Genomic DNA, 21,808 nt, shown 5'->3' on the forward strand with positions numbered 1-21,808 from the left:
GCATGAATCAGACTGAACCCCGCTCGGCCGTACGGCCGAGCATCGTCTTCGAGCAGGTCCGGCAGGTCTTTACCTCGTCGGACGGCAGCGAGGTGGTGGCGCTCGACGACACCAGTTTCGACATTGCGCGCCATGAATTCATCGCGGTAATCGGCCCGTCGGGCTGTGGCAAGTCGACCTTGCTGCGCATCCTGGCGGGCTTGATCCATCCCACCAGTGGTCAGGTAAGCATCTATGGCAAGCCGTTGGACGGCCCGCGGGATGAGATTGGCATTGTGTTTCAGAAGCCGACGCTGCTGCCCTGGCTGACGATTCGCGACAACCTGACCTTCCCCATGAAGCACAAGTATGGCCGGGTCACCCAGCAGGAACGCGAGCGTGGCGAAGAGCTGCTCGAGCTGGTCGGCCTCAAGGAATTCGGCAACAAGCGCCCGGATGAGCTTTCCGGCGGCATGCAGCAACGGGCGGGGATCGCCCGGGCACTGCTGCACGATCCGGAAATCTTGCTGATGGACGAGCCCTTCTCGGCCCTCGACGCCTTGACCCGGGACGAGCTCAGCCTGGAGTTGCTGAACATCTGGACCCAGCGCCCAAAGACCGTGCTGTTCATCACCCACTCGATCCCTGAAGCCCTGCTACTGGCCGATCGCATTCTGGTGATGTCGGCGCGCCCGGGCCGGGTCACCGAGATCATCGATGTCGACCTGCCTCGCCCACGGTCCTTGGATACTCTCACGGAGCCCCGTTTCAATGAGCTCGCCAACCATATCCGTCGCAAGGTATTCAGCCGTCATGGCCTTTAATCGCGCGTTGGGCGAACGCTTCGCTCCTGGCCTGGCATTGTTTGGCCTGCTATTGATCTGGGAAGCGGCGTGCCGGCTGCTCAGCCTGCCGGCCTTCGTCCTGCCCTCGCCCAGCGCCATCCTCACCGCCGCATGGAAGCTCGACCCGGCGATCTGGCTCGAGCACACCTTCGCAACCTTGCGGGTGACCCTGCTCGGTTACGGGCTGTCGATCCTCATCGGGATCCCGCTGGCCATTGCCCTGGCTTCGTCCAGGCTGCTATCGCGCACGCTCTATCCGCTGCTGGTGATCGTGCAATCAACGCCAATCGTTGCGGTGGCGCCGATCATCGTCGTGGTAATGGGCGCGGGCGATCTGCCGCGGGTGTTCATCACCTTCCTGATCGCCTTTTTCCCGATCGTGGTATCGACCGTGACCGGGCTGCTGGCGACGCCGCCGGAGCTGATCGAGCTGTCGCGTTCGCTCGGCGCCTCGCGGGCCCGGGAATTTCGCAATATCCGCCTGCCCTACGCCATCCCTCACCTGTTCTCGGCATTGCGCATCTCCATCACCCTGGCGGTGATCGGGGCGGTAGTCGCCGAGTTCGTCGCGGCGGACAAGGGACTGGGATATTTCATTAACTTTTCGACGTCGATGTTCCAGGTGCCTCAGGCGTTCGCCGCGCTGATGATGCTGGTGATCATCAGCCTGGGGCTGTTTCAACTGGTCGGGCTGATGCAGCGACTGTTGTTCAGCTGGAGTTTGCCTAAGGGCGAGCACTGACGTCCGTCCATCCCCATCGATGCGGCGAGGCGTCTCGCCGCGACTCAATCTCACTCGGACCCTTACCATGCCTCTAGACGATTCAGCCCTGCTGCGCAAAAGCTTCGACGTCGCCCGCCGCGCGTTGGCCGACGGCACTCACCCATTCGGTGCCATTCTGGTCGGTCCCGATGGCGAAACCCTGCTGGAGCAGGGCAACGCCTACATGCCCGATCACGACATGACCGGCCATGCCGAACGTGTCCTGATGACCCGGGCATCGACCCGCTACACCCCGGAATTCCTGTCCCGCTGCACCATGTACACCTCTGCCGAACCCTGCGCCATGTGCGCTGGCGCCGCGTATTGGGCGGGCCTCGGGCGGGTCGTTTATGGCCTGTCCGAACGCAGCCTGAAAGAAATCACCGGCAACCATCCGGAGAATCCGACACTCGACCTGCCATGCCGCATCGTGTTCGAAGCGGGCCAACGCAAGGTCGAGGTAGTCGGCCCGCTGCTCGAAGCAGAAGCGGCCGCGCTGCATGAAGGGATCTGGTAAGCCACGCCGCCAGCATCAGGCAAGCCCGCGGCAGGATCGACATAACGCCGCGAGCGTCCTCTGCGCCAAGATTCATTTCACGGCATTACTCACGCCGGACCCAATGAACTGCGGAGGTCACCATGTCGAACATCAACGGAAAAATCGTACTCATCACCGGCGCAAGCAGCGGCATCGGCGAAGCAACTGCGCGTCTACTGGCCGCACGTGGCGCTATGGTCGTACTGGGCGCGCGTCGCCTGGAGCGCCTTGAAACACTGGTTGCCAGCATCAATGAAGCGGGCGGCGTCGCGGCCTGCCGCCCGCTCGATGTCACCCGGCGCGAGGACACCCAGGCCTTCGTGGATTTTGCCGAGCAACGTTTCGGCCGCGTCGATGTGATCGTCAACAATGCGGGCGTTATGCCGCTGTCCCGGCTCGACGCGTTGAAAGTCGACGAGTGGGATCGAATGATCGACGTAAACATTCGCGGCGTCCTGCATGGCATCGCCGCGGGCCTGCCGCTGATGCAGCGCCAGCGAGCGGGTCAGTTCATCAACATTGCCTCCATAGGCGCCTACGCGGTCAGCCCCACCGCGGCGGTCTACTGCGCGACCAAGTACGCGGTGCGGGCCATCTCCGAAGGGTTACGTCAGGAGGTCGGCGGCGATATCCGTGTCACCCTGGTTTCCCCTGGCGTCACCGAGTCGGAACTGGCCGAAAGCATCTCCGACAACAGCGCCCGTGAGGTCATGAACGATTTCCGCCGCATTGCCATCCCGGCCGAAGCCATCGCCCGCGCCATCGCGTATGCCGTAGAACAACCTGCGGACGTCGACGTCAGCGAGTTGGTGGTGCGCCCCACTGCCAGCCCTTACTGAGGCCGTCCCTATGAAAATCCGAACTCACGGAGTGGTGGCTACCGCCTGGCTGGGAATTGTCGGCCCACTCACGCTCGCCTCACTGGATACGGTCGGCAGTGAGCGACAGGAACGCGGCCTGCAGGTGATGGATCATCTGTCCGGCGGTGCCGGACAACCCGTGCTTGAAGCGCTGAAGCGCGATTACCCCTTTCTCGCCGAGGGCGTAACCCGCTACGCGCTGGGCGATGTCTGGGGGCGTACGGTGCTGGATGATCGCACCCGGCAACTGGCCGCCATCGCCGCGTTCGCTGCACAGGGCAACCTGCCGTATCTGCAAATCCACGCCGGTTATGCGCTACAGCACGGAGTCACGCGCGATGAAATCAAGGAAGTGATTTACCTGACCACCGTCACGGCCGGTTTCCCTCGGGCCATCGACGCAGCCCAGGCGCTGCGCGAAGTACCGGACCCGGCCGACCCGTGAACACAGCCGTACACGCTGCGCCAGCCGGTGCAGCGTTTTTCACGCCAAGCCGATGCCCGATAGCCGTCGCGTCCAGAATGGTGCACGCGCAGCCCGCGCCTTGACCAGCAGCACCAAAGCGAAGCACTGATGGGCCACGTCCCAGAAATTTCTGGCAGCGCAACTCGGAAGACCCATGCGTTCTGGCTTTTCCTGACTGCCTGGCCAGTTTTTTGCTAACGGCATAAGCATGAACCACTCAGCGAACGCCGATATGCCCGAAATACAGACCGCACGCTTGCACCTGACCGGCATTACCAAACAGTACCCAGGCTGCCTGGCCAACGACCGCATCGACCTGTCGATCCGCGCGGGCGAGATTCATGCCTTGCTCGGCGAAAACGGCGCCGGCAAGAGCACGCTGATGAAGATCATCTACGGCGTGACCCAACCGGACGCCGGCCAGATCCTCTGGGAAGGCCAACCGATGGTGATGCGCGACCCGGCGCAGGCACGTGACCATGGCATCGGCATGGTGTTTCAGCACTTCTCGCTGTTCGAAACCCTGAGCGTCGCCGAAAACATCGCTCTGGCCCTCGGCGCTGCCGCCGGCACGCCAAAGCAGCTGGAGCCGAGAATTCGCGATGTGTCGCAACGTTATGGCATGCCGCTCGAACCACAGCGGCTGGTGCACAGCCTGTCGATCGGCGAGCGCCAACGGGTGGAGATCGTTCGCTGCCTGATGCAGGACATCAAACTCCTGATCCTCGATGAGCCGACATCGGTGCTCACCCCTCAGGAGGCCGACGACCTGTTCGTCGTCTTGCGCCGGCTCGCCAGCGAGGGCTGCAGCATCCTGTTCATCAGCCACAAGCTCAACGAGGTGCGGGCCCTTTGCGAGAGCGCCACGGTACTGCGCGGCGGCCGAGTATCGGGCAAGTGCATCCCGGCCGACTGCACCGATATAGACCTGGCGCGCCTGATGGTCGGCGACGCCGAAGGACTCGAAGCCGAGTACCCGAAAGCCCAGGGCGGTGCGCCCTTTTTGCGGGTCGAGGGATTGTCCTGGCGCAACGTCGATCCGTTCGGTGTATCGCTGGAAGATCTGATGCTGGACGTACGCGCTGGCGAGATCGTCGGCATCGCGGGGGTCGCGGGCAATGGTCAGGACGAGTTGCTCGCACTGCTCAGCGGCGAAGAGCGCCTATCGCGAGAACAGCGATCGCGCATTTGCTTTCTCGACGCCCCGGTAGCGCACCTGCGTCCCGATGCGCGCCGTCGCCACGGCATGGCCTTCATCCCCGCCGAGCGGCTGGGTCACGGCGCCGTCCCGGACATGAGCCTCGCTGACAACGGCCTGCTCACCGGTTTCCAACAGGACGGATTGGTCGCCAGCGGCCTGATCCGTCATGGCCGGGTCGAGGCCTTCGCTCAACGCATCGTCGAGCGCTTCGCAGTGAAAACCCCAGGCACCCACACGCCAGCGCGCAGCCTGTCCGGCGGCAATCTGCAGAAATTCATCCTCGGGCGGGAGATCCTCCAGCAACCGAAGCTGTTGATTGCGGCGCACCCGACCTGGGGTGTGGACGTCGGCGCAGCGGCGGCAATCCATCGCGAGCTGATCGAACTACGCGACGCCGGTGCCGCAATCCTGGTGATTTCCGAGGACCTGGAAGAGCTGTTCCAGATCAGCGACCGCATCGCCGCTCTGAGCCATGGACGTCTGTCACCGCTACGTGCCACCGCCGAGACAACTGCGATCGACGTTGGCCGCTGGATGGCCGGCCAGTTCGATCAACCCACGCCCACCGCCGCCTGAGAGCCTTCGTATGCTGTTATCCCTCGAACCACGCGGCCAACAGTCGCGCCCGATGCTCTGGCTTTCGCCGCTGCTCGCCGCGCTGCTGACATTGATCAGCGGCGCCTTGCTGTTCGCCGCGCTTGGCCATCCGCCGCTGGAAACCCTGCGCGTGCTGCTGATCGATCCGGTCAGCGACCTCTATGGCGTCTCCGAATTGTTGGTCAAAGCCTTGCCCATCCTGCTCTGCGCGCTAGGCCTGGCAGTGGTCTACAACGCACGTATCTGGAACATCGGCGCCGAGGGCCAGCTGCTGATCGGCGCGCTGGCCGGTAGCGCACTGGCGGTGAACATCATCGACTGGGATTCACGCTGGGCGCTGGTGCTTACCCTTGTTGCGGGCACCCTGGGCGGTGCGGCCTGGGCCGGTCTTTGCGCCTGGCTGCGCACGCAGTTCAACGCCAACGAGATCCTCACCAGCATCATGCTCAACTACATCGCGCTGAACCTGCTGCTGTTCGGCGTGCACGGCCCGCTGAAAGATCCGGAGGGTTTCAATTTCCCCGAGTCTGCGATGTTTGGCGACGCCACGCGCCTGCCGCAGCTGTTCGAGGACCTGCGCGTACATGCCGGTTTCTACTTCGCTCTGCTGGCGCTGGTGGTGGTGTGGGTGCTGCTGCAGAAGAGCTTTCTCGGCTTCCAGATCAAGGTGCTCGGGCTCGACAAGCGTGCCGCCGGCTTTGTCGGCTTTCGCGAGAAACGCCTGGTCTGGGTCGCCCTGCTAATCAGTGGTGCGCTCGCCGGACTGGCCGGCGTCGCTGAAGTCACCGGGCCGATCGGCCAGCTGGTGCCGCAGGTATCGCCTGGCTACGGCTACGCGGCCATCACCGTGGCCTTCCTCGGCCGGCTCAACCCGCTCGGTATCGTCTTTGCCAGTCTGTTGATGGCGCTGCTCTATCTCGGCGGTGAGAACGCGCAAATGGCGGCCAACCTGCCGCAATCGATCACCCAGCTGTTCCAGGGCATGGTGCTGTTCTTCCTGCTGGCGTGCGATGTGCTGATTCTTTATCGGCCGCGCTTCGCACGGAGCCGAAAGCCGATAGCAGAAAGCCTGAAGCCAGCGGTGCAGCCATGAACGCCGCGACTCGCTCCGCCAATGCAGCTGCCGCTTTCACTTCCAGCTCCCAGCTTCTGGCTTCCAGCTAAGGAACAACCATGGACATCGATCTACTCACCAATATTTTCTACGCCATGATCCGCACCGGCACGCCGCTTCTGCTGGTGGCACTCGGCGAGCTGGTCTGCGAGAAGTCCGGCGTACTCAACCTCGGCCAGGAAGGCATGATGCTGTTCGGCGCGGTGGCCGGTTTCATCGCGGCGTTTGCCACCGGCAATCTCTGGCTGGGCGTGGTGTTTGCCTGCCTTGGCGGCATGCTGCTATCGCAGCTGTTTGCGCTGGTAGCGCTGGGCTTCAACGCTAATCAGGTTGCCACTGGCCTGGCGTTGACCATTTTCGGCGTTGGCTTGTCGTCCTTCATCGGTGCGGGTTGGGTCGGCAAGCCACTGGCGGGCTTCGAGCCGATCGCCATTCCGCTGCTGAGCGAGATCCCGCTGATTGGCCGCATGCTGTTCGCTCAAGACTTGCTGGTCTACCTGTCCTTTGCTCTCTTCGCCCTGGTTGCCTGGGTGCTGCTGAAAAGCCGCGTCGGGCTGATCATTCAGGCGGTCGGCGAGAATCCCAACGCCGCCAGCGCCATGGGGCTGCCAGTCTTGCGTGTACGGGCCTTGGCGGTGCTGTTTGGCGGCGCCATGGCCGGGCTGGCCGGCGGTTACCTGTCGCTCGCCTACACGCCGATGTGGGCGGAAAACATGACCGCCGGCCGCGGCTGGATTGCCCTGGCACTGGTGGTATTTGCCAGCTGGCGGGTGGGCCGCGTTCTGCTGGGCGCCTACCTGTTTGGTCTCGCGAGCATTCTGCACCTGGTCGCCCAGGGGATCGGCCTGTCGATCCCTGGCAACCTGCTGGCAATGCTGCCCTACGTCGCGACCATCATCGTGCTGGTGCTGCTGTCACGCGACGCTATCCGCACACGGTTGTACGCGCCAGTCTCACTCGGTCAGCCGTGGAAGGCGGGCCACTGATCTTGCTCCGCTGCAGATAAACGTTTGGGCCTGCGGAAAGCAGATTCTTACCGCCGGCAATCATGACTGCGATGGGGCCGATACCCGTCGTAGTCGCGTTGCTCGTGCTAAAGGCAGGCATTGCCTGCGATCGCCTCACCGTGGCCATGCACTTCGCCCTACCGCCCCATCATCCCAGCGGTTATCAACCGTATCGATAAGCAGCTTTGTCACCACCGATTCGCGCGCGAGCCCATCAGGGTCCAGACTTTGCGCACCTCATCGACAGGAGCACAACGCATGACCACCCAATCCGTCCTCATCATCGGTGCCTCACGTGGCCTTGGCCTGGGCTTGGCCAATGCGTTTGCAGCGCAAGGCTGGAGCGTCACGGCGACGGTGCGCAGTCAAGGCGCCGAAGCGCTGCATTCCGTGCCGCACGTCGAGATCGAAACCCTGGACATTACCGATGGTGGCAGTGTCGACGCCTTGGCTGGTCGCCTTAGCGGCCGCCAGTTTGACGTCGTGTTCGTCAACGCCGGCATTTCAGGTCCTCGCGTAGACCGCGCCAGCGCCGCGTCCGACTCGGATGTTGCTGCGTTGTTCATCACCAACAGCGTCGCCCCGGTGCGTCTGGCCGAACGCCTGCTGGATAACGTCAAGCCCGGTGGCGTGCTCACCTTCATGAGCTCGATCATGGGCAGCGTCGAGACCGGCTCCGGCATGGGCATGCCGTTGTACGGGGCCAGCAAGGCTGCCCTCAATCATCTGGTGAACAGCTTTGCCAAAGCGCTCGAGAATGGCCCCACCGTGCTGCTGATGCACCCCGGCTGGGTGCGCACCGAGATGGGCGGGGATCAGGCTCCGCTGGACGTGGAAACCAGTTGCCGGGGCATGGTGCAACAGGTGATCCACGCCATCGGCCAAGGCGGGCATCGGTATCTGGATTACGAGGGCAATGAGCTGCCGTGGTAATACCGGTACGGCTATAGGGCGAACCTCAACGTGAAAGCAAACCGCTCAAGCGCTGCAACGCTTCATGCGGACCGCCCGTAACCACGTGGGCAGGCACGGCCAGCATCAGGTTCATGGGCAGATCGAAGGCTTCCAGGTGCAAGCCATCGCAATCGAACCCCGGCTGCCCACACAGGTTCGGATGCTGCCGGTGCAACCGCTCGGCATAGCTGCCATCGCCGTCCAGGTAAGCCACCACCGGTTTGCCACGCGCCACCGCGAAGCCGACTTCGAAACTTGTGCCGCTGTCAGGCTCACCGCCGCGAAAGAAGTTCAGATCGGCAATCACCGCGTCGGCCTGGTCGAGCAGGTCCAGATTGGCCTGGTAGATCCAGGCCGCCTGCTCGCGGGCGTCGGTGATGTGAGGCGGCACCTGCTTATCCAGCGGATACAACCCAATGAAGCCGAAGTCGGCGCAGAGCGCCTTGAGTCGCTCGCCATGCTCGAGCGCATCGGTGCGAAATACGCCGGGACCGGCGAGGTAGATTCGTACGTCCATGAGGGTCCGTCTGGTTGGCGGGCATCAGAGCCCGATCAGCGAAAGCATGATGAAGGTGGCGAACAGAACGAAGTGGGTCATGCCCTCGATCGCGTTGGTCTCGCCATCGTTCAGGTTGATGGCGGCCACGATCAGCGTGATGAACACCATCAACGTCTGCACCGGCGTCATCGCCATCTGGAACGGCTGGCCACTATACAGCGCCAGCGCTTCCATGACCGGGACGGTAAGGATCACCGTCGACAACGAGGCACCCAGCGCAATGTTGACCACCGACTGCATGCGGTTGGCCAGTGCGGCCCGCAATGCGGTGAGGATTTCCGGGCTTGCCGAGATTGCCGCGACCAGCAGGGCCGCCAGCATTGGCGGTGCACCTGTGCCCTTGAGACCGACATTCATCGTTTGCGACATCACCTCGGCCAGCGCGCCAATGATGACTACCCCGACGCACAGCAAGGCGATCGAAAGGCCACGGCTGCCCGACGCGTGTGGCGCTTCAGGCAGGCCCTTGCGACGGCGCTTTTCCGGGTAGCTGTAGCTGAAGAAGTAGCTGTGCGCGCCAACCTGCATACGCAGAAAAACGCCATACAGCAGCACCATGGCACCGATGGTGAAGCCCGAATACAGCCGCCAGTCCTCCCGTGGAATGAACTCGGGCACAACCATCGAAACGCTCATCGCGGTGAGGATCATCACGCTGTAGGTACGCGCCGAATCGTCATTGTAGGACTGCTCACCGTGGCGCAGTCCGCCCATTAACGCGGCGAGGCCGAGAATGCCGTTAAGGTCGAGCATTACAGCCGCGTAGATGGTGTCGCGTACCAGCGTGGCCGAGGGCTCATGAGACATCATGATGGCCAGAATGACGACCTCCACCAATACGGCGGACAGCGTGAGGATCATGGTGCCGTAAGGATCGCCGACCTTTTCAGCGAGGACTTCCGCATGGTGCGCCACCCTTACCGATGCCAGGATGATCGTCAGAACCAAGACCCCCGTAGCAACCAGCGCAACAGCACGTCCGCCATGCAACAGGCTGCCTTCGACGGCATAAGCGAGCGCCGCCATCAGCAGCGCAGCAATGAGGAACACTTCTTGTTTAACGACCTGAAACATTCTGCAATCTCTTAAGGGGCTGATAGTCGGACGCACCAAAGGGTTGCAAATATCCCTGACGCTGCACCTTGCCGGATCGACGGCGGAACGTGGGTGCCCGAAAGAGCGCCTGGCAATGAGCGATTGAGCGTAACTGTCCAGTTGGTCAATTTTTTGCTAACCAAACCACAGCCTCATGGCGGATACGCAAAAGATTTGCTACCAGGAGCAACACCCATGCAGAAGAAGAACACTCGGACAACCCTGCTTCGCGGTCTCGCCGCGGCGATTGGTTTCAGCACCATCCTTACCACCGCGGCAGCCGACCCGCTGAAGGTCGGCTTCGTTTACGTGGGCCCGATCGGCGACCACGGCTGGACCTATCAGCACGAAATGGGTCGTCAGTACCTGGAAAAGGAGCTCGGCGATCAGGTCGAAACCACCTTCGTCGAGAATGTCGCCGAGGGCGCCGACGCCGAGCGGGTGATCCGCAACATGGCCAAGGGCGGGTATGACCTGATCTTCACCACTTCCTTCGGTTATATGAACCCGACGCTCAAGGTGGCGAAACAGTTCCCCAAGGTCACCTTCGAACATGCGACCGGCTACAAGCAGGACAAGAATCTCGGCACCTATCTGTCTCGCTCCTACGAGGGACGCTACGTGGGGGGGTTCCTCGCAGCGAAGATGACCAAGAGCAAAAAGGTCGGCTACATCGCCTCCTTCCCGATTCCCGAGGTGATCCGCGATATCAACGCCATCCAGCTGGCATTGGACAAATACAACCCCGGCACCGAGATCAAGGTGGTATGGGTGAACTCCTGGTTCGATCCGGGCAAGGAAGCCGATGCCGCCAATGCGCTGATCGACCAGGGTGTCGACGTGGTGTTCCAGCACACCGACAGCCCGGCGCCGATCCAGGCGGCTGAACGTCGTGGCGTCTATTCGGTCGGCTACGCATCGGACATGGCTCACTTCGGACCGAAAGCTGTGCTGACGTCCATCGTCAACGATTGGGGCCCGCATTACGCGAAGTCGGCAAAAGCAGTAGTCGACGGTAGCTGGAAACCGCAAGACTTCTGGGGTGGCCTGGCCGAAGACACGATTAGCCTGCCGATCAGCGATCTGGTGCCGGCGGACGTGAAGAGCGAGGCGGAACAGATCATCGCCAACATCCGCAGCGGCGATTTCCACCCGTTTACCGGCCCGATCAAAGACCAGTCCGGCACCGTGCGCATCGCCGAAGGCGCAACCGCCAGCAACGGTGAACTGGCTTCGATGGACTACTACGTGCAGGGCATTACCGCCGAGCTGCCGAAGTAGTAGACAAGCAAGCGTGAAGCCGGAGGCTCGAAGCGAAAGCCGGAGGCATACCGGCTTCAGGCTTCAGGCTTCAGGCTTCAGGCTTCAGGCTTCAGGCTTCAGGCTTCAGGCTTCAGGCTCCGATAGCGAGATAACTTGAATGACTCAATTGCCTATCATCGACATCGCCCCTCTCTATGCTTCCGATGAAAACGGTTGGCAAGCCGTGGCCCAAGAGATCGACGCGGCCTGCCGCGACTGGGGCTTTTTCTACATCCGCAACCACCCGATCAGCGCGACACGCATCGCCCAGTTGAAGGATCGTGCGGAAACCTTCTTTGGTTTACCGACCGAGGAAAAACTCCCCATCGACATTACCCGTAGCCAGCACCACCGCGGCTACGGGGCGATCGCCACCGAGCAGCTCGACCCGAGCAAACCGAGTGACCTGAAAGAAACGTTCGACATGGGCTTCCATATGCCAGCCGATCACCCGGATGTTCTCGCCAGCAAGCCGCTGCGCGGTCCCAACCGGCATCCGGCCATCGAGGGCTGGAAAGCCTTGTTCGAACAGCATTACCGGGATATGCATGCCCTCTCCTGCACGCTGCTGCGGGCCATCACCGTGGCGCTCGGGATCGAGCGGGACTTTTTCGACACGCGCTTCATCGAGCCCATCAGCGTGTTCCGCATGATCCATTACCCGCCACGGCAGAACGCCACCGCGCCCGAACAACAGGGTGCCGGCGCGCATACCGACTACGGTTGCATCACGCTGCTCTACCAGGATCAGGCCGGCGGGCTGCAGGTGCAGGATGTGCGCGGCGAATGGATAGACGCACCGCCGATCGAGGGGACCTATGTCGTCAACATCGGCGACATGATGGCTCGCTGGAGTAACGACCGGTACAAGTCCACGCCACACCGGGTTATCAGCCCGCTCGGCGTGGATCGCTATTCGATGCCGTTTTTCGCCGAGCCGAATCCCGATACGGTCATCAGCTGTCTGCCCGGCTGCCAGGGGCCGGACAACCCAGCCAAATATTCGGACACTAGTTGCAGCGCCTATATGCTTTCGCGTTTTGCCGAAACCTACGCCTATCGGCGCGAGCTTTTATCCGTTTAAAGCTAGAAGATGCTTCGCCTAACGCCAAAAAGTTCGGCATCACCAGTGGTCAACGCAACTGTCCGTCTCGGTGTGCAGCAGAGCGTGTAGAGAAAGCTGCCTTGGAAAATACCGACAATGTCTGTCGGGCCAATCCATCATTGGAGCAACTGGGAAAGCAGCGGGATGGCAGGGTCGCTCAGTGTGCGATGCAGACTACTGGCACGCCGTTCTTCAGCGGCTCGTGTGGCTGAGGCATGCTGAAGCCGCCGACTTTTTAAAGCTAATTCCTGCCATGACGCGAACCGACCGCTGACTCGGGGAAGCGTGAATGATCGGGCAAAGAAAGTGGATATCGTCTGGCCATCAGGATGACGGAACTGGCGGGTAAAGCGCTTTCCCGCCAGGACTTGACGCTCGGGATGAGACGCTCCGATTGCTGGCCTCAGCTACGCTGAGGCGATTGCCGCACCGGAGCGCCATTGGCTACGTAATAAGCCGCTGTACTGCGCGGCAACGGCTGCCGACCGCGAATTCGGTCGGCGATTTTTTCAGCGATCATGATGGTGGTGGCGTTGAGGTTGCCGGTGATGATCTGCGGCATGATCGAAGCATCCACTACACGTAACCCTTCGACGCCATGCACGCGGCCCTGCCCATCGACCACCGACATCTCGTCCGTGCCCATCTTGCAAGAGCATGAGGGGTGATAGGCCGTCTCGCCATGTTCGCGGACAAAGGCGTCCAGCTCGGCATCGCTCTGCGCGTGCGCCCCTGGGCTGAGCTCCTTGCCGCGATAAGGATCGAGCGCAGGTTGACCGATGATTTCTCGCGTCAGGCGGATACCGTCGCGGAATTCCTGCCAGTCCTGCTCGTGTGACATGTAATTGAACAGAATGCTTGGATCGACTTTCGGGTCCGTCGAGCGGATCTGGACACGCCCACGGCTGGGTGAGCGCATCGAGCCGACGTGCGCCTGGAAGCTGTGGCCGTCATAGGCGTTGCTGCCGTTGTAGTTGACCGCGACCGGCAGGAAGTGGAACTGGATGTTTGGCCATTCGAACTCGTCGCGGCTGCGAATGAAGCCACCGGCCTCGAACTGGTTACTGGCACCGACTCCCGAACCCAGAAACAGCCATTGCGCACCGATGGCCGGCTGGTTCCACCACTTCAACGCGGGAGACAACGAGACCGGCTGGATACATTCGTATTGCAGGTACATCTCCAGATGGTCCTGCAGATTTTGTCCAACCCCTGGCAGGTCGTGCACGATCTCGATATTCAGTTGCTTGAGCAGAGCTGCCGGCCCGACGCCCGAACGCTGTAGTACCTGGGGAGAGGCAATGGCGCCGCCGCACAACAGCACTTCGCGGCGCGCCCGGGCAACCGTTGGCTGTTCACGTCCACGCAGATATTTAACGCCAACGGCACGTTTGTTCTCGAACAGCACGCGGTCCGTCACAGCGTGCGTAACGATGGTCAGGTTCGGACGGTCCTTGGCCTGATCGAGATAGCCGCGGGCGGTGCTGGCGCGACGGCCGTTTGGCGTGACGGTGCGGTCCATTGGCCCGAAACCTTCCTGCTGATAACCATTAAGGTCCTCGGTCTTCGGGTAGCCGGCCTGCACGCCCGCCTCGACCATCGCATTGAACAGCACATTGTTGCCCGGCTTGGGCGTGGTCACGCTGACCGGTCCGTCGCCACCGTGGTAATCGTTGGGGCCGATGTCACGCGTTTCAGCTTTACGGAAATACGGCAAGCAATCGAGGTAGGTCCAATCCTCCAGGCCCGGCATGGTTGCCCAATTGTCGTAATCCAACGCATTGCCACGGATGTAGCACATGCCGTTGATCAGCGAGGAGCCACCCAGCCCCTTGCCGCGACCGCAGTCCATGCGGCGGTTGTTCATGTGCGGTTCCGGATCGGTTTTGTACGCCCAGTTGTAGCGCGTGCCTTGCAGTGGGTAAGCCAGCGCGGCGGGCATCTGGGTGCGGAAATCCAGGCGGTAATCGGGGCCTCCGGCTTCGAGCAACAGGACGCTGACGTCCCCGTCTTCGGTGAGGCGCGCCGCCAACGTATTTCCGGCCGAGCCGGCGCCAATGATGATGTAGTCGTATTCCATGATTCCTCCTGTCGCGCGGGCCAGTACTAACGCAGCGCTGACCCGAGCATCTTCGGACGGCTCAGAAAACCGAGGCGAATTCGCCCAGTTCCACCTGCACGGATTTCAACCGGGTGTAATGGGCGAGCGAGGAAATACCGTTCTCGCGGCCAATGCCGGATTGCTTGTAGCCACCAACCGGCATTTGCGCCGCCGATTCGCCCCAGGTGTTAATCCAGCAGATGCCGGCCTCCATCTGATGAATGATGCGGTGGGCGCGCGTCAGATCGCGCGTCACCACGCCAGCGGCCAGTCCATAGTCGCTGTCGTTGGCGCGGCGCACCGCTTCCTCTTCATCGTCGTAGGCCAGCAGGCTCAGTACCGGACCGAAGATTTCCTCACGGGCGACGATCATGTCGTCGGTGCAGTCGCTGAAGATGGTCGGCTCGATGTAGGCACCTCGTCCGAATTCGCCGCTGGTCACCCGCTCACCGCCGCACAGCAGGCGGGCGCCCTGCGCCTTACCTTTGGCGATGTAGCCCAGCACGTTTTGCATATGGCTGAAGCTGACCATGGGCCCGAACGTGGTCTGCTCATCCTGCGGATCGCCCATGCGAATGCGCTTGACCCGCTCCAACAGTTTGGCCTCGAACTCGCTCAGCAGATTGCGCGGCACGAAGACGCGGGTACCATTGGTACAGACCTGCCCGGAACTGAAGAAGTTGGCCATCACGGCGATATCCGCCGCCCGGTCCAGGTCGGCATCATCACAGACGATCAGCGGCGATTTGCCACCGAGCTCCATCGTCACGTCCTTCAGCGATGAACTGGCAGCGCTGGCCATGACCTTCTTGCCCGTGGCCACGCCGCCGGTGAAGGACACCTTGGCGATACGCGGATGCTCGGTAAGCATGGCGCCAATCTCCCCGCCAATGCCGGTCAACACGTTGAACACGCCGGCCGGTAACCCTGCCTCCGTGAAAATTTCGGCAAGCTTGAGCGCACTTAGCGACGTCACTTCACTCGGTTTGAAGATCATTGCGTTACCAGCCGCCAGCGCCGGTGCGGCCTTCCATAGCGCAATCTGGATCGGGTAGTTCCACGCGCCAATTCCGGCCACCACGCCGAGCGGCTCGCGCCGGGTATAGACGAAGCTGGTGTCGCGCAGCGGGATCTGCTCGCCTTCAATGGCGGGTGCGAGGCCCGCGTAATACTCGAGCACGTCGGCACCGGTGACAATATCCACACTGCGGGTTTCCATCAGTGGTTTGCCGGTGTCCAGGGTTTCCAGCAGGGCCAGCTCATCGTTGCGCTCGCGCAACAGGTCGACCGCCTTGCGCATGACGCGCGAACGCTCCATGCCAGTAAACGCCGCCCAGATCTTCTGACCTTTCTCGGCGCTAGTCACCGCGCGTTCGAGGTCGGCGCGAGTCGCCTGGGCTACTTCAGCGAGGACCTCTCCGTTGGCCGGGTTGATGCTTTCGAATACATCGCCACCGCTGGCATCGACATAGGTGCCGTCGATATAGAGCTGTTGCCGTGGAAAACGGGCCATGATCTACCTCTTTCAATATCCGGGTGGCAGTAGCCGATTGGGCCGCTGCCACGGGTTGGGCGAGACATGGCGGACCTGTAGGTCCGCGCCATCGGATCAGCTGGTGCCGGGTACGGCGCCTGGTTCAGACGCGCCGTCGGCAACGCTGCCCTTCTCTCGCTGCAGATGCAGGAACTGCATGTGATGTTCGTAGTGATCGAGAATGTCTTCGATCAGTTGGCGCTTCGAGTAACCCATCAGGTCGTAACCAAGGCTGCCCTGGCGCAGATGCACTTCGAGACGATAGTAGTGAGCACGGCTGCTCTGGGTCCGCACCGCAAACGACGGCATGGCGCTGCGCACCGGCCAAATCTGATAGGTGAAATCCTGCTCGCTGCCGAAATTGACGTTGAGCATCAGATGCTCGTTGCCCTCCTCGCCTTCGATGATTTCTACCGGAACGCCCTTTTCGCCGAGCGCCTGGCGAATCTCCTCCATGGCGGGCTTGCAGACCTCCTGCAGGTAGCGGCGAATTTGCGGCAGGCTTGGGAAGCTCATTGCACGTGAAAGCCGCTGGCTCCAGTTCATGTGCGCATGCTCCAGCGTGGCCCGGCCAGACAGCTGGCCGGAAAGACTTTTCTGGTAGCTGTCGGCCATCACGCCCTCGACGTGCAACGCCTTGAACAGGCCGAACATCATGAACAGCAGGACAATGGAGAACGGCAGCCCCATGATCACCACGGTCCCCTGCAGCGCAGTCAGGCCACCGGCGACCAGCAGTGCCAGCGTCAGTACGCCGATGATCGCGGCCCAAAGCACGCGCATCCATACCGGCGCGTCACTGTTGACGTCCTTCAGAATCGACGTGAAGTTTGACAAAACCAGCGAGCCCGAGTCGCCTGAAGTCACGAAGAACACAATGGCAAGAACCGTCGCCACAGCTGTGGTCAGCCCGGCCCAGGGCATACTTTGCAGAAACAGATAGATGGAAGAACCGGGATTGCTCACAGCCTGCGCGCCGAACTCCACTGCACCGTTCATCACCATGTCGATGGCACCGTTACCCATGATCGACATCCAGGCCATCATGAAGGCCAGGGGCAGCAGCAAGGTGCCGACGACGAACTCGCGGATGGTCCGACCGCGTGAAATTCGCGCCAGGAACAGCCCGACAAAGGGGCCCCACGCGATCCACCATGCCCAGAAAAACACGGTCCAGGCGTTCAGCCAGTCGGTGGGCTGGTCGTAAGCGTAGGTATCGAACGACAGGCTGATGAAGTTGGAGAAATAATCTCCGATGTTCATCACCAGCGCGTTGAGCAAAAAGGTTGTCTTGCCGGCGAACAGCACGAACAGCAACAGCACGAACGCCAGCAGCATATTGAACTCGGACAGCCGGCGGATCCCACGCTCCACCCCTGTCGCGGCCGATATCGCCGAGAACACGACGATCAAAACCACCAACACCGCCTGGGTCAGTGTGCCCTCCGGTACCCCGAAGATGTAGTTCAGGCCGAAGTTCAGCTGGATGATGCCAATGCCGAGGCTGGTGGCGATGCCAAACACCGTGCCCAGCACCGCGGCCGTGTCCACGGTGTGACCAATAGGCCCGTAGATGCCTTTACCGAAGATCGGGTAGAGCGACGAGCGAATCGAAAGCGGTAGCCCCTGACGAAAGCTGAAGTACGCCAACGACATGCCTACCAGCGTATATACGCCCCAACCGGACAGGCCCCAATGAAGAAAGGTCAGCTCCATCGCATGGCGCGCCGCCTGCACAGTGCTGCCCTCGCCCACGGGCGGCTCGAGAAACTGGGTGATGGGTTCGGCGATGCAAAAGAACAGCAGGTCGATGCCGATGCCCGCCGAGAACAGCATCGCCGCCCAGGTGATCACGTTGAACTCGGGCTTGGAATGATCGGGGCCAAGCCTGATCTTGCCGTAACGGCTGGTGGCGATCACGATCACGAACAGCAAATACACCAGCACAGCAAGAAAGTAGAACCAACCGAAAGAATTCGATATCCAGCCCAGCACGGCGTTGATGACCGAGAGCGACGACTCATTGAAAAACATGGCCCAGATCGCGAAGAGCACGATGGCGACGGCCGAGCTGTAGAACACGACTGGATTGATGCGGTCGTGGGATGCGTCGGGGTTTCCGGGTGAGCGCTCAGCCTCGTTCATCGGTTCTATCTCCTGAACTGGTTCTGGCCTTTTTGACATCGCAGCGCGATGAATAGCGTCAGGCTATGTGGATGGTCGCAAGGAGAGCGCTACGACGGTCTGAAAAACGGCCTACGTTGCGGCACGCCAGGGTCTGCCGGGTTAGGCGCGCGGCCCATGAAAGGGGGAGAGGAACAGCGATACCTCAGAAAATAGCCTATTCCAAAAAAGGGCGACCATTCTATGGTTGCTCGTAGCAGGCTGTAGACGCGCACCGTTCCCGGCGCTGCACCGCTTCTCGGCGGACGCCTCCTGTGCCTTGAACGTGGGCTCGGCGCTGCACCTGCCACGAGAGGAGGTAAGATGGCTGCCCACGTTTTACACCGCAGCCTCGACATGTCTTATTCCGTCACGCCCATCGGCGTCGTTCGTTCCTGTTTCAAGGAAAAATTCGCCATCCCGCGGCAGCCACAGCTGGCACCGGCGGCGCGGGGCGTGCTGGAGTTGCACCCGCCTTTCGATCAGGCACATGCCCTCGAAGGGCTCGAACAGGTCAGTCATGTCTGGCTGTTGTTTCTTTTCCATCAGTCGCTCGAGACCGAGCCCCGCCTGCGGGTCCGCCCGCCGCGCCTAGGCGGCAATCGCATGGTCGGCGTTTTTGCGACCCGCTCGACGCACCGCCCCAATGGCATCGGCCAGTCGGTGGTCAGACTCGAGCGGATCGAGCCCGGACGTCTTCATCTATCAGGGATCGACCTGCTGGACGGCACGCCGGTATTGGACATCAAGCCTTACGTCCCTTACGCCGATGTCATCGACGACGCGCGTAACGGCCTGGCCAACAACGCCCCGGCGCTCATCGCCGTGAACTGGACCGCAACCAGCCTGCAACAGGCCTGTAGCGAGGCGCTGCGGCTGGGTGAACCGTTACAGGCGCTGATCGAGCAATGCCTGGCGCAGGATCCGCGACCGGCCTATCAGACGCCGTCACCGGAGCGCCGCTACGGCACTCGGCTATGGGATGTCGAGGTACGCTGGCACTACCCGGACCCGAGCTCCATCACGGTCGTGGACGTGGTGCGGGTGTAACGCTGGGCACCGCAAGGCTACTGGCGCGCCGGCGTCAGCAGCAGCCGTTCGGTGCCGTAGACCTTGTCCAGGTTCTCAGACTTGAACGGGAAGCTCATGTACCCCCCTTTCAGCCAGGCCTCGATTCCGTCGGCATAGTGAGGACTGGCCGGGTTGCCGGACTGCCCGGAACTGTTCAGTCCGATCATCGGCTCGTCGCGCCCGAAATCGACGATGATGCGCATGGCTGGTATCAGCCAGGTGTCGAAGTTTTCCCCCCAACGATAGGCCGAAACGTTCAGGGTGCTGTGATCGCCACCCGCCGCGAACGGGCCGCGATCCAGATAGCCACTGATGGCATTGATACCGCCACGCTGGCTAGCGGACATGTACGGCGCCAGCTGTGTCGTACCTGTGCGCCAGGTGTAGGTGTGCAGCTGCCCCCAACGCCAGGCATTGCGATCCGGCCCCTGTGCGGCTTCCATACGGCTGACCGCCGCCGCCAGAGAGCGCGCCAGAATCGCAGGTTTGTCTTCCTGGCGTGGCGTGTTCAGGTCATCCCAGAACGGGCTGTCGTCGCGGCCCAGCAGATGATCCGCCTGCGCTGAGTAGGAGGCGTTCGCGGTTTCGACCAGTGCCTTCCACGCAGCACTGCTTTCCGGCCCCAGTTCGTCCAGAAACGTCTGTCGCGCCGATTCCATCAGGAAGGTTTCATACAGAGCGGCATCGGCTGAGTCCGCGGCGAGCTTGCCATCGAAGCTCAGCAATCGCGAAAGCGCCTCGCGCGCCCTGCCCCGCTCAGGTTCAGCGAGCGCATTGATGGCGGCTTTCAGCGGCTCCGCCATTCCCGGCGCCTGAAACATGACCTGCAACTTGGCGGCGAAAGTCGTCGTCTGATCGTATTGCATCGCGATCACGCTGCGGCTGTCCTGCTTACCTTGCCCAAGCAGCTCGGCCATGCGCTCGGCCCGCTCGGGGTAATACCAGGAGTTGGACAGCTGCATACCGTAGCCCTTGGGCACGGTGCGTTGATTGGCTGTCGCCAGCCAGCCTTGCGGCGGATCCTGGTCATAGGGATGCAACATGGGATCGGCGAAGCCATCCCAGTCGTAACGCCCGTCCCAACCCGGAGACGGCATAAGGCCCAGGCCTTCACGGCGATTCGGATAGCGGCCGGTCACTTGCCAACCCGTACTCTGCTCGTCGGCAAACACGACATTGAGCGCAGCCGCGCGGATGTCGCGAGTTGCTTCGAAGGCCTGATCCACCGATTGCGCGCGGGTCAGGTCAAAAAACGCATCCAGCGAATGGTCAGCCTCGAACTGCGTCGTTTTCAGCGCGAGTCCGTAGCCGCTATTCAACTGCAGCGGTTGTAACGGGTGCTTGCGCTCGCCAAGTACGCTGTTCAGCAACGGCCCGTTGCGGGTTTCATAAAGGGTTTCGCGAATTGGCCGCTCGCCCTTGATGAAGAACGTCTCATGGCGCTCGCGCGCCGGCACCCATTTACCGTCGGCGAGGTACAGCAAGCGCCCCCCTTCGCGACGCACCTGTTCCAGAAACAGGTCCTGGGTATCGCCCATGACCATGGTCATGCCCCAGCCCAGTTTGCCGTTGAAACCCGCAATTACCGCGGGGACGCCCGCGATCGTTACCCCGGCGGCCTGGAATTTCGGCGAGCGGATCTGCACGAAATTCCAGTACGAAGGCATCGATAATGGCAGATGCGTGTCGTTGGCCATCAGTGGTTTGCCGCTGCGGGTGTGGCTGGCGGATATCGCCCAGTTGTTGGAGGCGGCGACACCCAACATGTTCAGCGCGGCCACCTCTGAGGCGGCGCTGTCGAGCGCGGCGAGCCCTGGTATCTCGCCGCTCAGCTTCAACCCCTTCAGCTTGTCGGCTTCATCGAAGGGTAGCGGCTCGTCGGGATAGGTCGGCAGCAGCCAGGCGACCTTCTCGCTGCCTACCTTCTGTGTCATGACCAGCGAGGCGATTTCTTCCTGCAGATTGACCGCCAGGCCGAAGTTCAACAGACAGAAGACCAGTACCGAGTCCTCGGCTTTCCAGTACTCCGGGGTGTAACCCGCAGCGGCCAGATCCATTGGCAACTTGTCTCGATGGCGGAACAGGTAGGCATTGACACCGCGGGCGTAGACCTCAAAAAACCGCTTCATCCGCGGCGAGCTTTCTCGATACAGCACGGCGGCGCTTTGCCGAAGATTTACCGCCCGCATGAAGCGGTCGATCTCAAGCACGCCCGGCCCAGCCATCTCCGCCAAGCGCCCTTCGGCCATGAGCCGCAAGCTGATCATCTGGCTCAGACGATCGGTGGCATGCACGTAGCCGAGACCGAACAGCGCATCGTGAAAGGTCGCCGTCTCGATCAAAGGCATGCCCAACGAGTTGCGTCTGATGCTCACGCTTTTATCCAGTCCGGTGATCGCCTGGACGCCGTGCGCGGGCGGCAGGCTGTCGCTGTAGCGGCTATCCAGATACGCCTGGCAGCCGCCAAGGCCACCGGCTCCCAACACAACGCCCAAGGTCAGACGGGCCAGAACAAACGGCAGACGCAGCGACATCAACGGCTCCTTACAGACAG

At 61.9% G+C, this 21,808-nt stretch carries 18 protein-coding genes; 12 read left to right on the forward strand and 6 right to left on the reverse strand.

The window, feature by feature from the left end:
* Positions 1-2 precede the first annotated feature (2 nt).
* The 9 genes from CH92_RS13365 to CH92_RS13405 all read left to right on the forward strand — a co-directional run bounded on the left by CH92_RS13365 (position 3) and on the right by CH92_RS13405 (position 8,303).
* Positions 3-803: an ABC transporter ATP-binding protein gene (locus CH92_RS13365; RefSeq protein WP_025242272.1), complete on the forward strand. Its 801-nt coding sequence runs from the start codon at positions 3-5 to the stop codon at positions 801-803.
* Complete coding sequence (locus tag CH92_RS13370; RefSeq protein ID WP_025242273.1) at positions 793-1,566, forward strand: ABC transporter permease; 774 nt, start codon at positions 793-795, stop codon at positions 1,564-1,566. The genes CH92_RS13365 and CH92_RS13370 overlap by 11 nt, the downstream gene beginning before the upstream one ends.
* 67 nt (positions 1,567-1,633) lie before the next feature.
* The gene (locus CH92_RS13375; protein ID WP_025242274.1) at positions 1,634-2,104 is read left to right on the forward strand and encodes a nucleoside deaminase; all 471 of its coding nucleotides are present in this window, start codon (positions 1,634-1,636) and stop codon (positions 2,102-2,104) included.
* 122 nt (positions 2,105-2,226) lie between these two features.
* A complete protein-coding gene (locus tag CH92_RS13380) occupies positions 2,227-2,964 on the forward strand; it encodes an SDR family oxidoreductase (RefSeq protein WP_025242275.1) in 738 nt (245 codons plus the stop codon).
* A 10-nt stretch (positions 2,965-2,974) separates the two neighbouring features.
* Positions 2,975-3,430: a carboxymuconolactone decarboxylase family protein gene (locus CH92_RS13385; protein WP_025242276.1), complete on the forward strand. Its 456-nt coding sequence runs from the start codon at positions 2,975-2,977 to the stop codon at positions 3,428-3,430.
* A gap of 253 nt (positions 3,431-3,683) precedes the next feature.
* A complete protein-coding gene (locus CH92_RS13390; protein ID WP_025242277.1) occupies positions 3,684-5,228 on the forward strand; it encodes an ABC transporter ATP-binding protein in 1,545 nt (514 codons plus the stop codon).
* A 10-nt stretch (positions 5,229-5,238) separates the two neighbouring features.
* A complete protein-coding gene (locus tag CH92_RS13395; protein ID WP_025242278.1) occupies positions 5,239-6,342 on the forward strand; it encodes an ABC transporter permease in 1,104 nt (367 codons plus the stop codon).
* A gap of 80 nt (positions 6,343-6,422) precedes the next feature.
* The gene (locus CH92_RS13400; protein WP_025242279.1) at positions 6,423-7,349 is read left to right on the forward strand and encodes an ABC transporter permease; all 927 of its coding nucleotides are present in this window, start codon (positions 6,423-6,425) and stop codon (positions 7,347-7,349) included.
* Positions 7,350-7,628: 279 nt separating this feature from the next.
* Positions 7,629-8,303: an SDR family oxidoreductase gene (locus CH92_RS13405; RefSeq protein WP_025242280.1), complete on the forward strand. Its 675-nt coding sequence runs from the start codon at positions 7,629-7,631 to the stop codon at positions 8,301-8,303.
* Between the two features lie 25 nt (positions 8,304-8,328).
* Here the strand turns inward: CH92_RS13405 and CH92_RS13410 are convergent, their stop codons facing one another.
* Together CH92_RS13410 and CH92_RS13415 are read right to left on the reverse strand one after the other, a co-directional pair.
* The gene (locus CH92_RS13410; protein WP_025242281.1) at positions 8,329-8,841 is read right to left on the reverse strand and encodes a nucleoside 2-deoxyribosyltransferase; all 513 of its coding nucleotides are present in this window, start codon (positions 8,839-8,841) and stop codon (positions 8,329-8,331) included.
* A gap of 24 nt (positions 8,842-8,865) precedes the next feature.
* On the reverse strand, positions 8,866-9,957 hold the full coding sequence (locus tag CH92_RS13415; protein WP_025242282.1) for a calcium:proton antiporter: 1,092 nt from the start codon (positions 9,955-9,957) through the stop codon (positions 8,866-8,868).
* A 216-nt stretch (positions 9,958-10,173) separates the two neighbouring features.
* Here CH92_RS13415 and CH92_RS13420 point away from each other — a divergent pair, with 216 nt between their 5' ends.
* Together CH92_RS13420 and CH92_RS13425 are read left to right on the forward strand one after the other, a co-directional pair.
* Positions 10,174-11,259, forward strand: a complete 1,086-nt coding sequence (locus tag CH92_RS13420) for a BMP family ABC transporter substrate-binding protein (RefSeq protein WP_025242283.1) — start codon at positions 10,174-10,176, stop codon at positions 11,257-11,259.
* Positions 11,260-11,398: 139 nt separating this feature from the next.
* On the forward strand, positions 11,399-12,364 hold the full coding sequence (locus CH92_RS13425; protein WP_025242284.1) for a 2-oxoglutarate and iron-dependent oxygenase domain-containing protein: 966 nt from the start codon (positions 11,399-11,401) through the stop codon (positions 12,362-12,364).
* Between the two features lie 424 nt (positions 12,365-12,788).
* Here the strand turns inward: CH92_RS13425 and betA are convergent, their stop codons facing one another.
* The 3 genes from betA to betT form a co-directional block, all read right to left on the reverse strand.
* Positions 12,789-14,465 (reverse strand): choline dehydrogenase, encoded by a 1,677-nt coding sequence (gene betA / locus CH92_RS13430; protein WP_025242285.1) that lies wholly within the window; start codon positions 14,463-14,465, stop codon positions 12,789-12,791.
* A 61-nt stretch (positions 14,466-14,526) separates the two neighbouring features.
* Positions 14,527-15,999, reverse strand: a complete 1,473-nt coding sequence (gene betB, locus CH92_RS13435; RefSeq protein WP_025242286.1) for a betaine-aldehyde dehydrogenase — start codon at positions 15,997-15,999, stop codon at positions 14,527-14,529.
* 96 nt (positions 16,000-16,095) lie between these two features.
* The gene (betT, locus tag CH92_RS13440) at positions 16,096-18,165 is read right to left on the reverse strand and encodes a choline BCCT transporter BetT (RefSeq protein WP_025242287.1); all 2,070 of its coding nucleotides are present in this window, start codon (positions 18,163-18,165) and stop codon (positions 16,096-16,098) included.
* A 375-nt stretch (positions 18,166-18,540) separates the two neighbouring features.
* Here betT and tsaA point away from each other — a divergent pair, with 375 nt between their 5' ends.
* Complete coding sequence (gene tsaA / locus CH92_RS13445; protein ID WP_025242288.1) at positions 18,541-19,233, forward strand: tRNA (N6-threonylcarbamoyladenosine(37)-N6)-methyltransferase TrmO; 693 nt, start codon at positions 18,541-18,543, stop codon at positions 19,231-19,233.
* Between the two features lie 17 nt (positions 19,234-19,250).
* On the opposite strand, the gene CH92_RS13450 is transcribed toward tsaA, so the two are convergent.
* Positions 19,251-21,788, reverse strand: coding sequence for a penicillin acylase family protein (locus CH92_RS13450; RefSeq protein WP_025242289.1), 2,538 nt, complete (start codon positions 21,786-21,788; stop codon positions 19,251-19,253).
* Between the last annotated feature and the right edge of the window lie 20 nt (positions 21,789-21,808).

The organism is Stutzerimonas stutzeri (assembly GCF_000590475.1).
Classification (GTDB): Bacteria; Pseudomonadota; Gammaproteobacteria; order Pseudomonadales; family Pseudomonadaceae; genus Stutzerimonas; species Stutzerimonas stutzeri_D.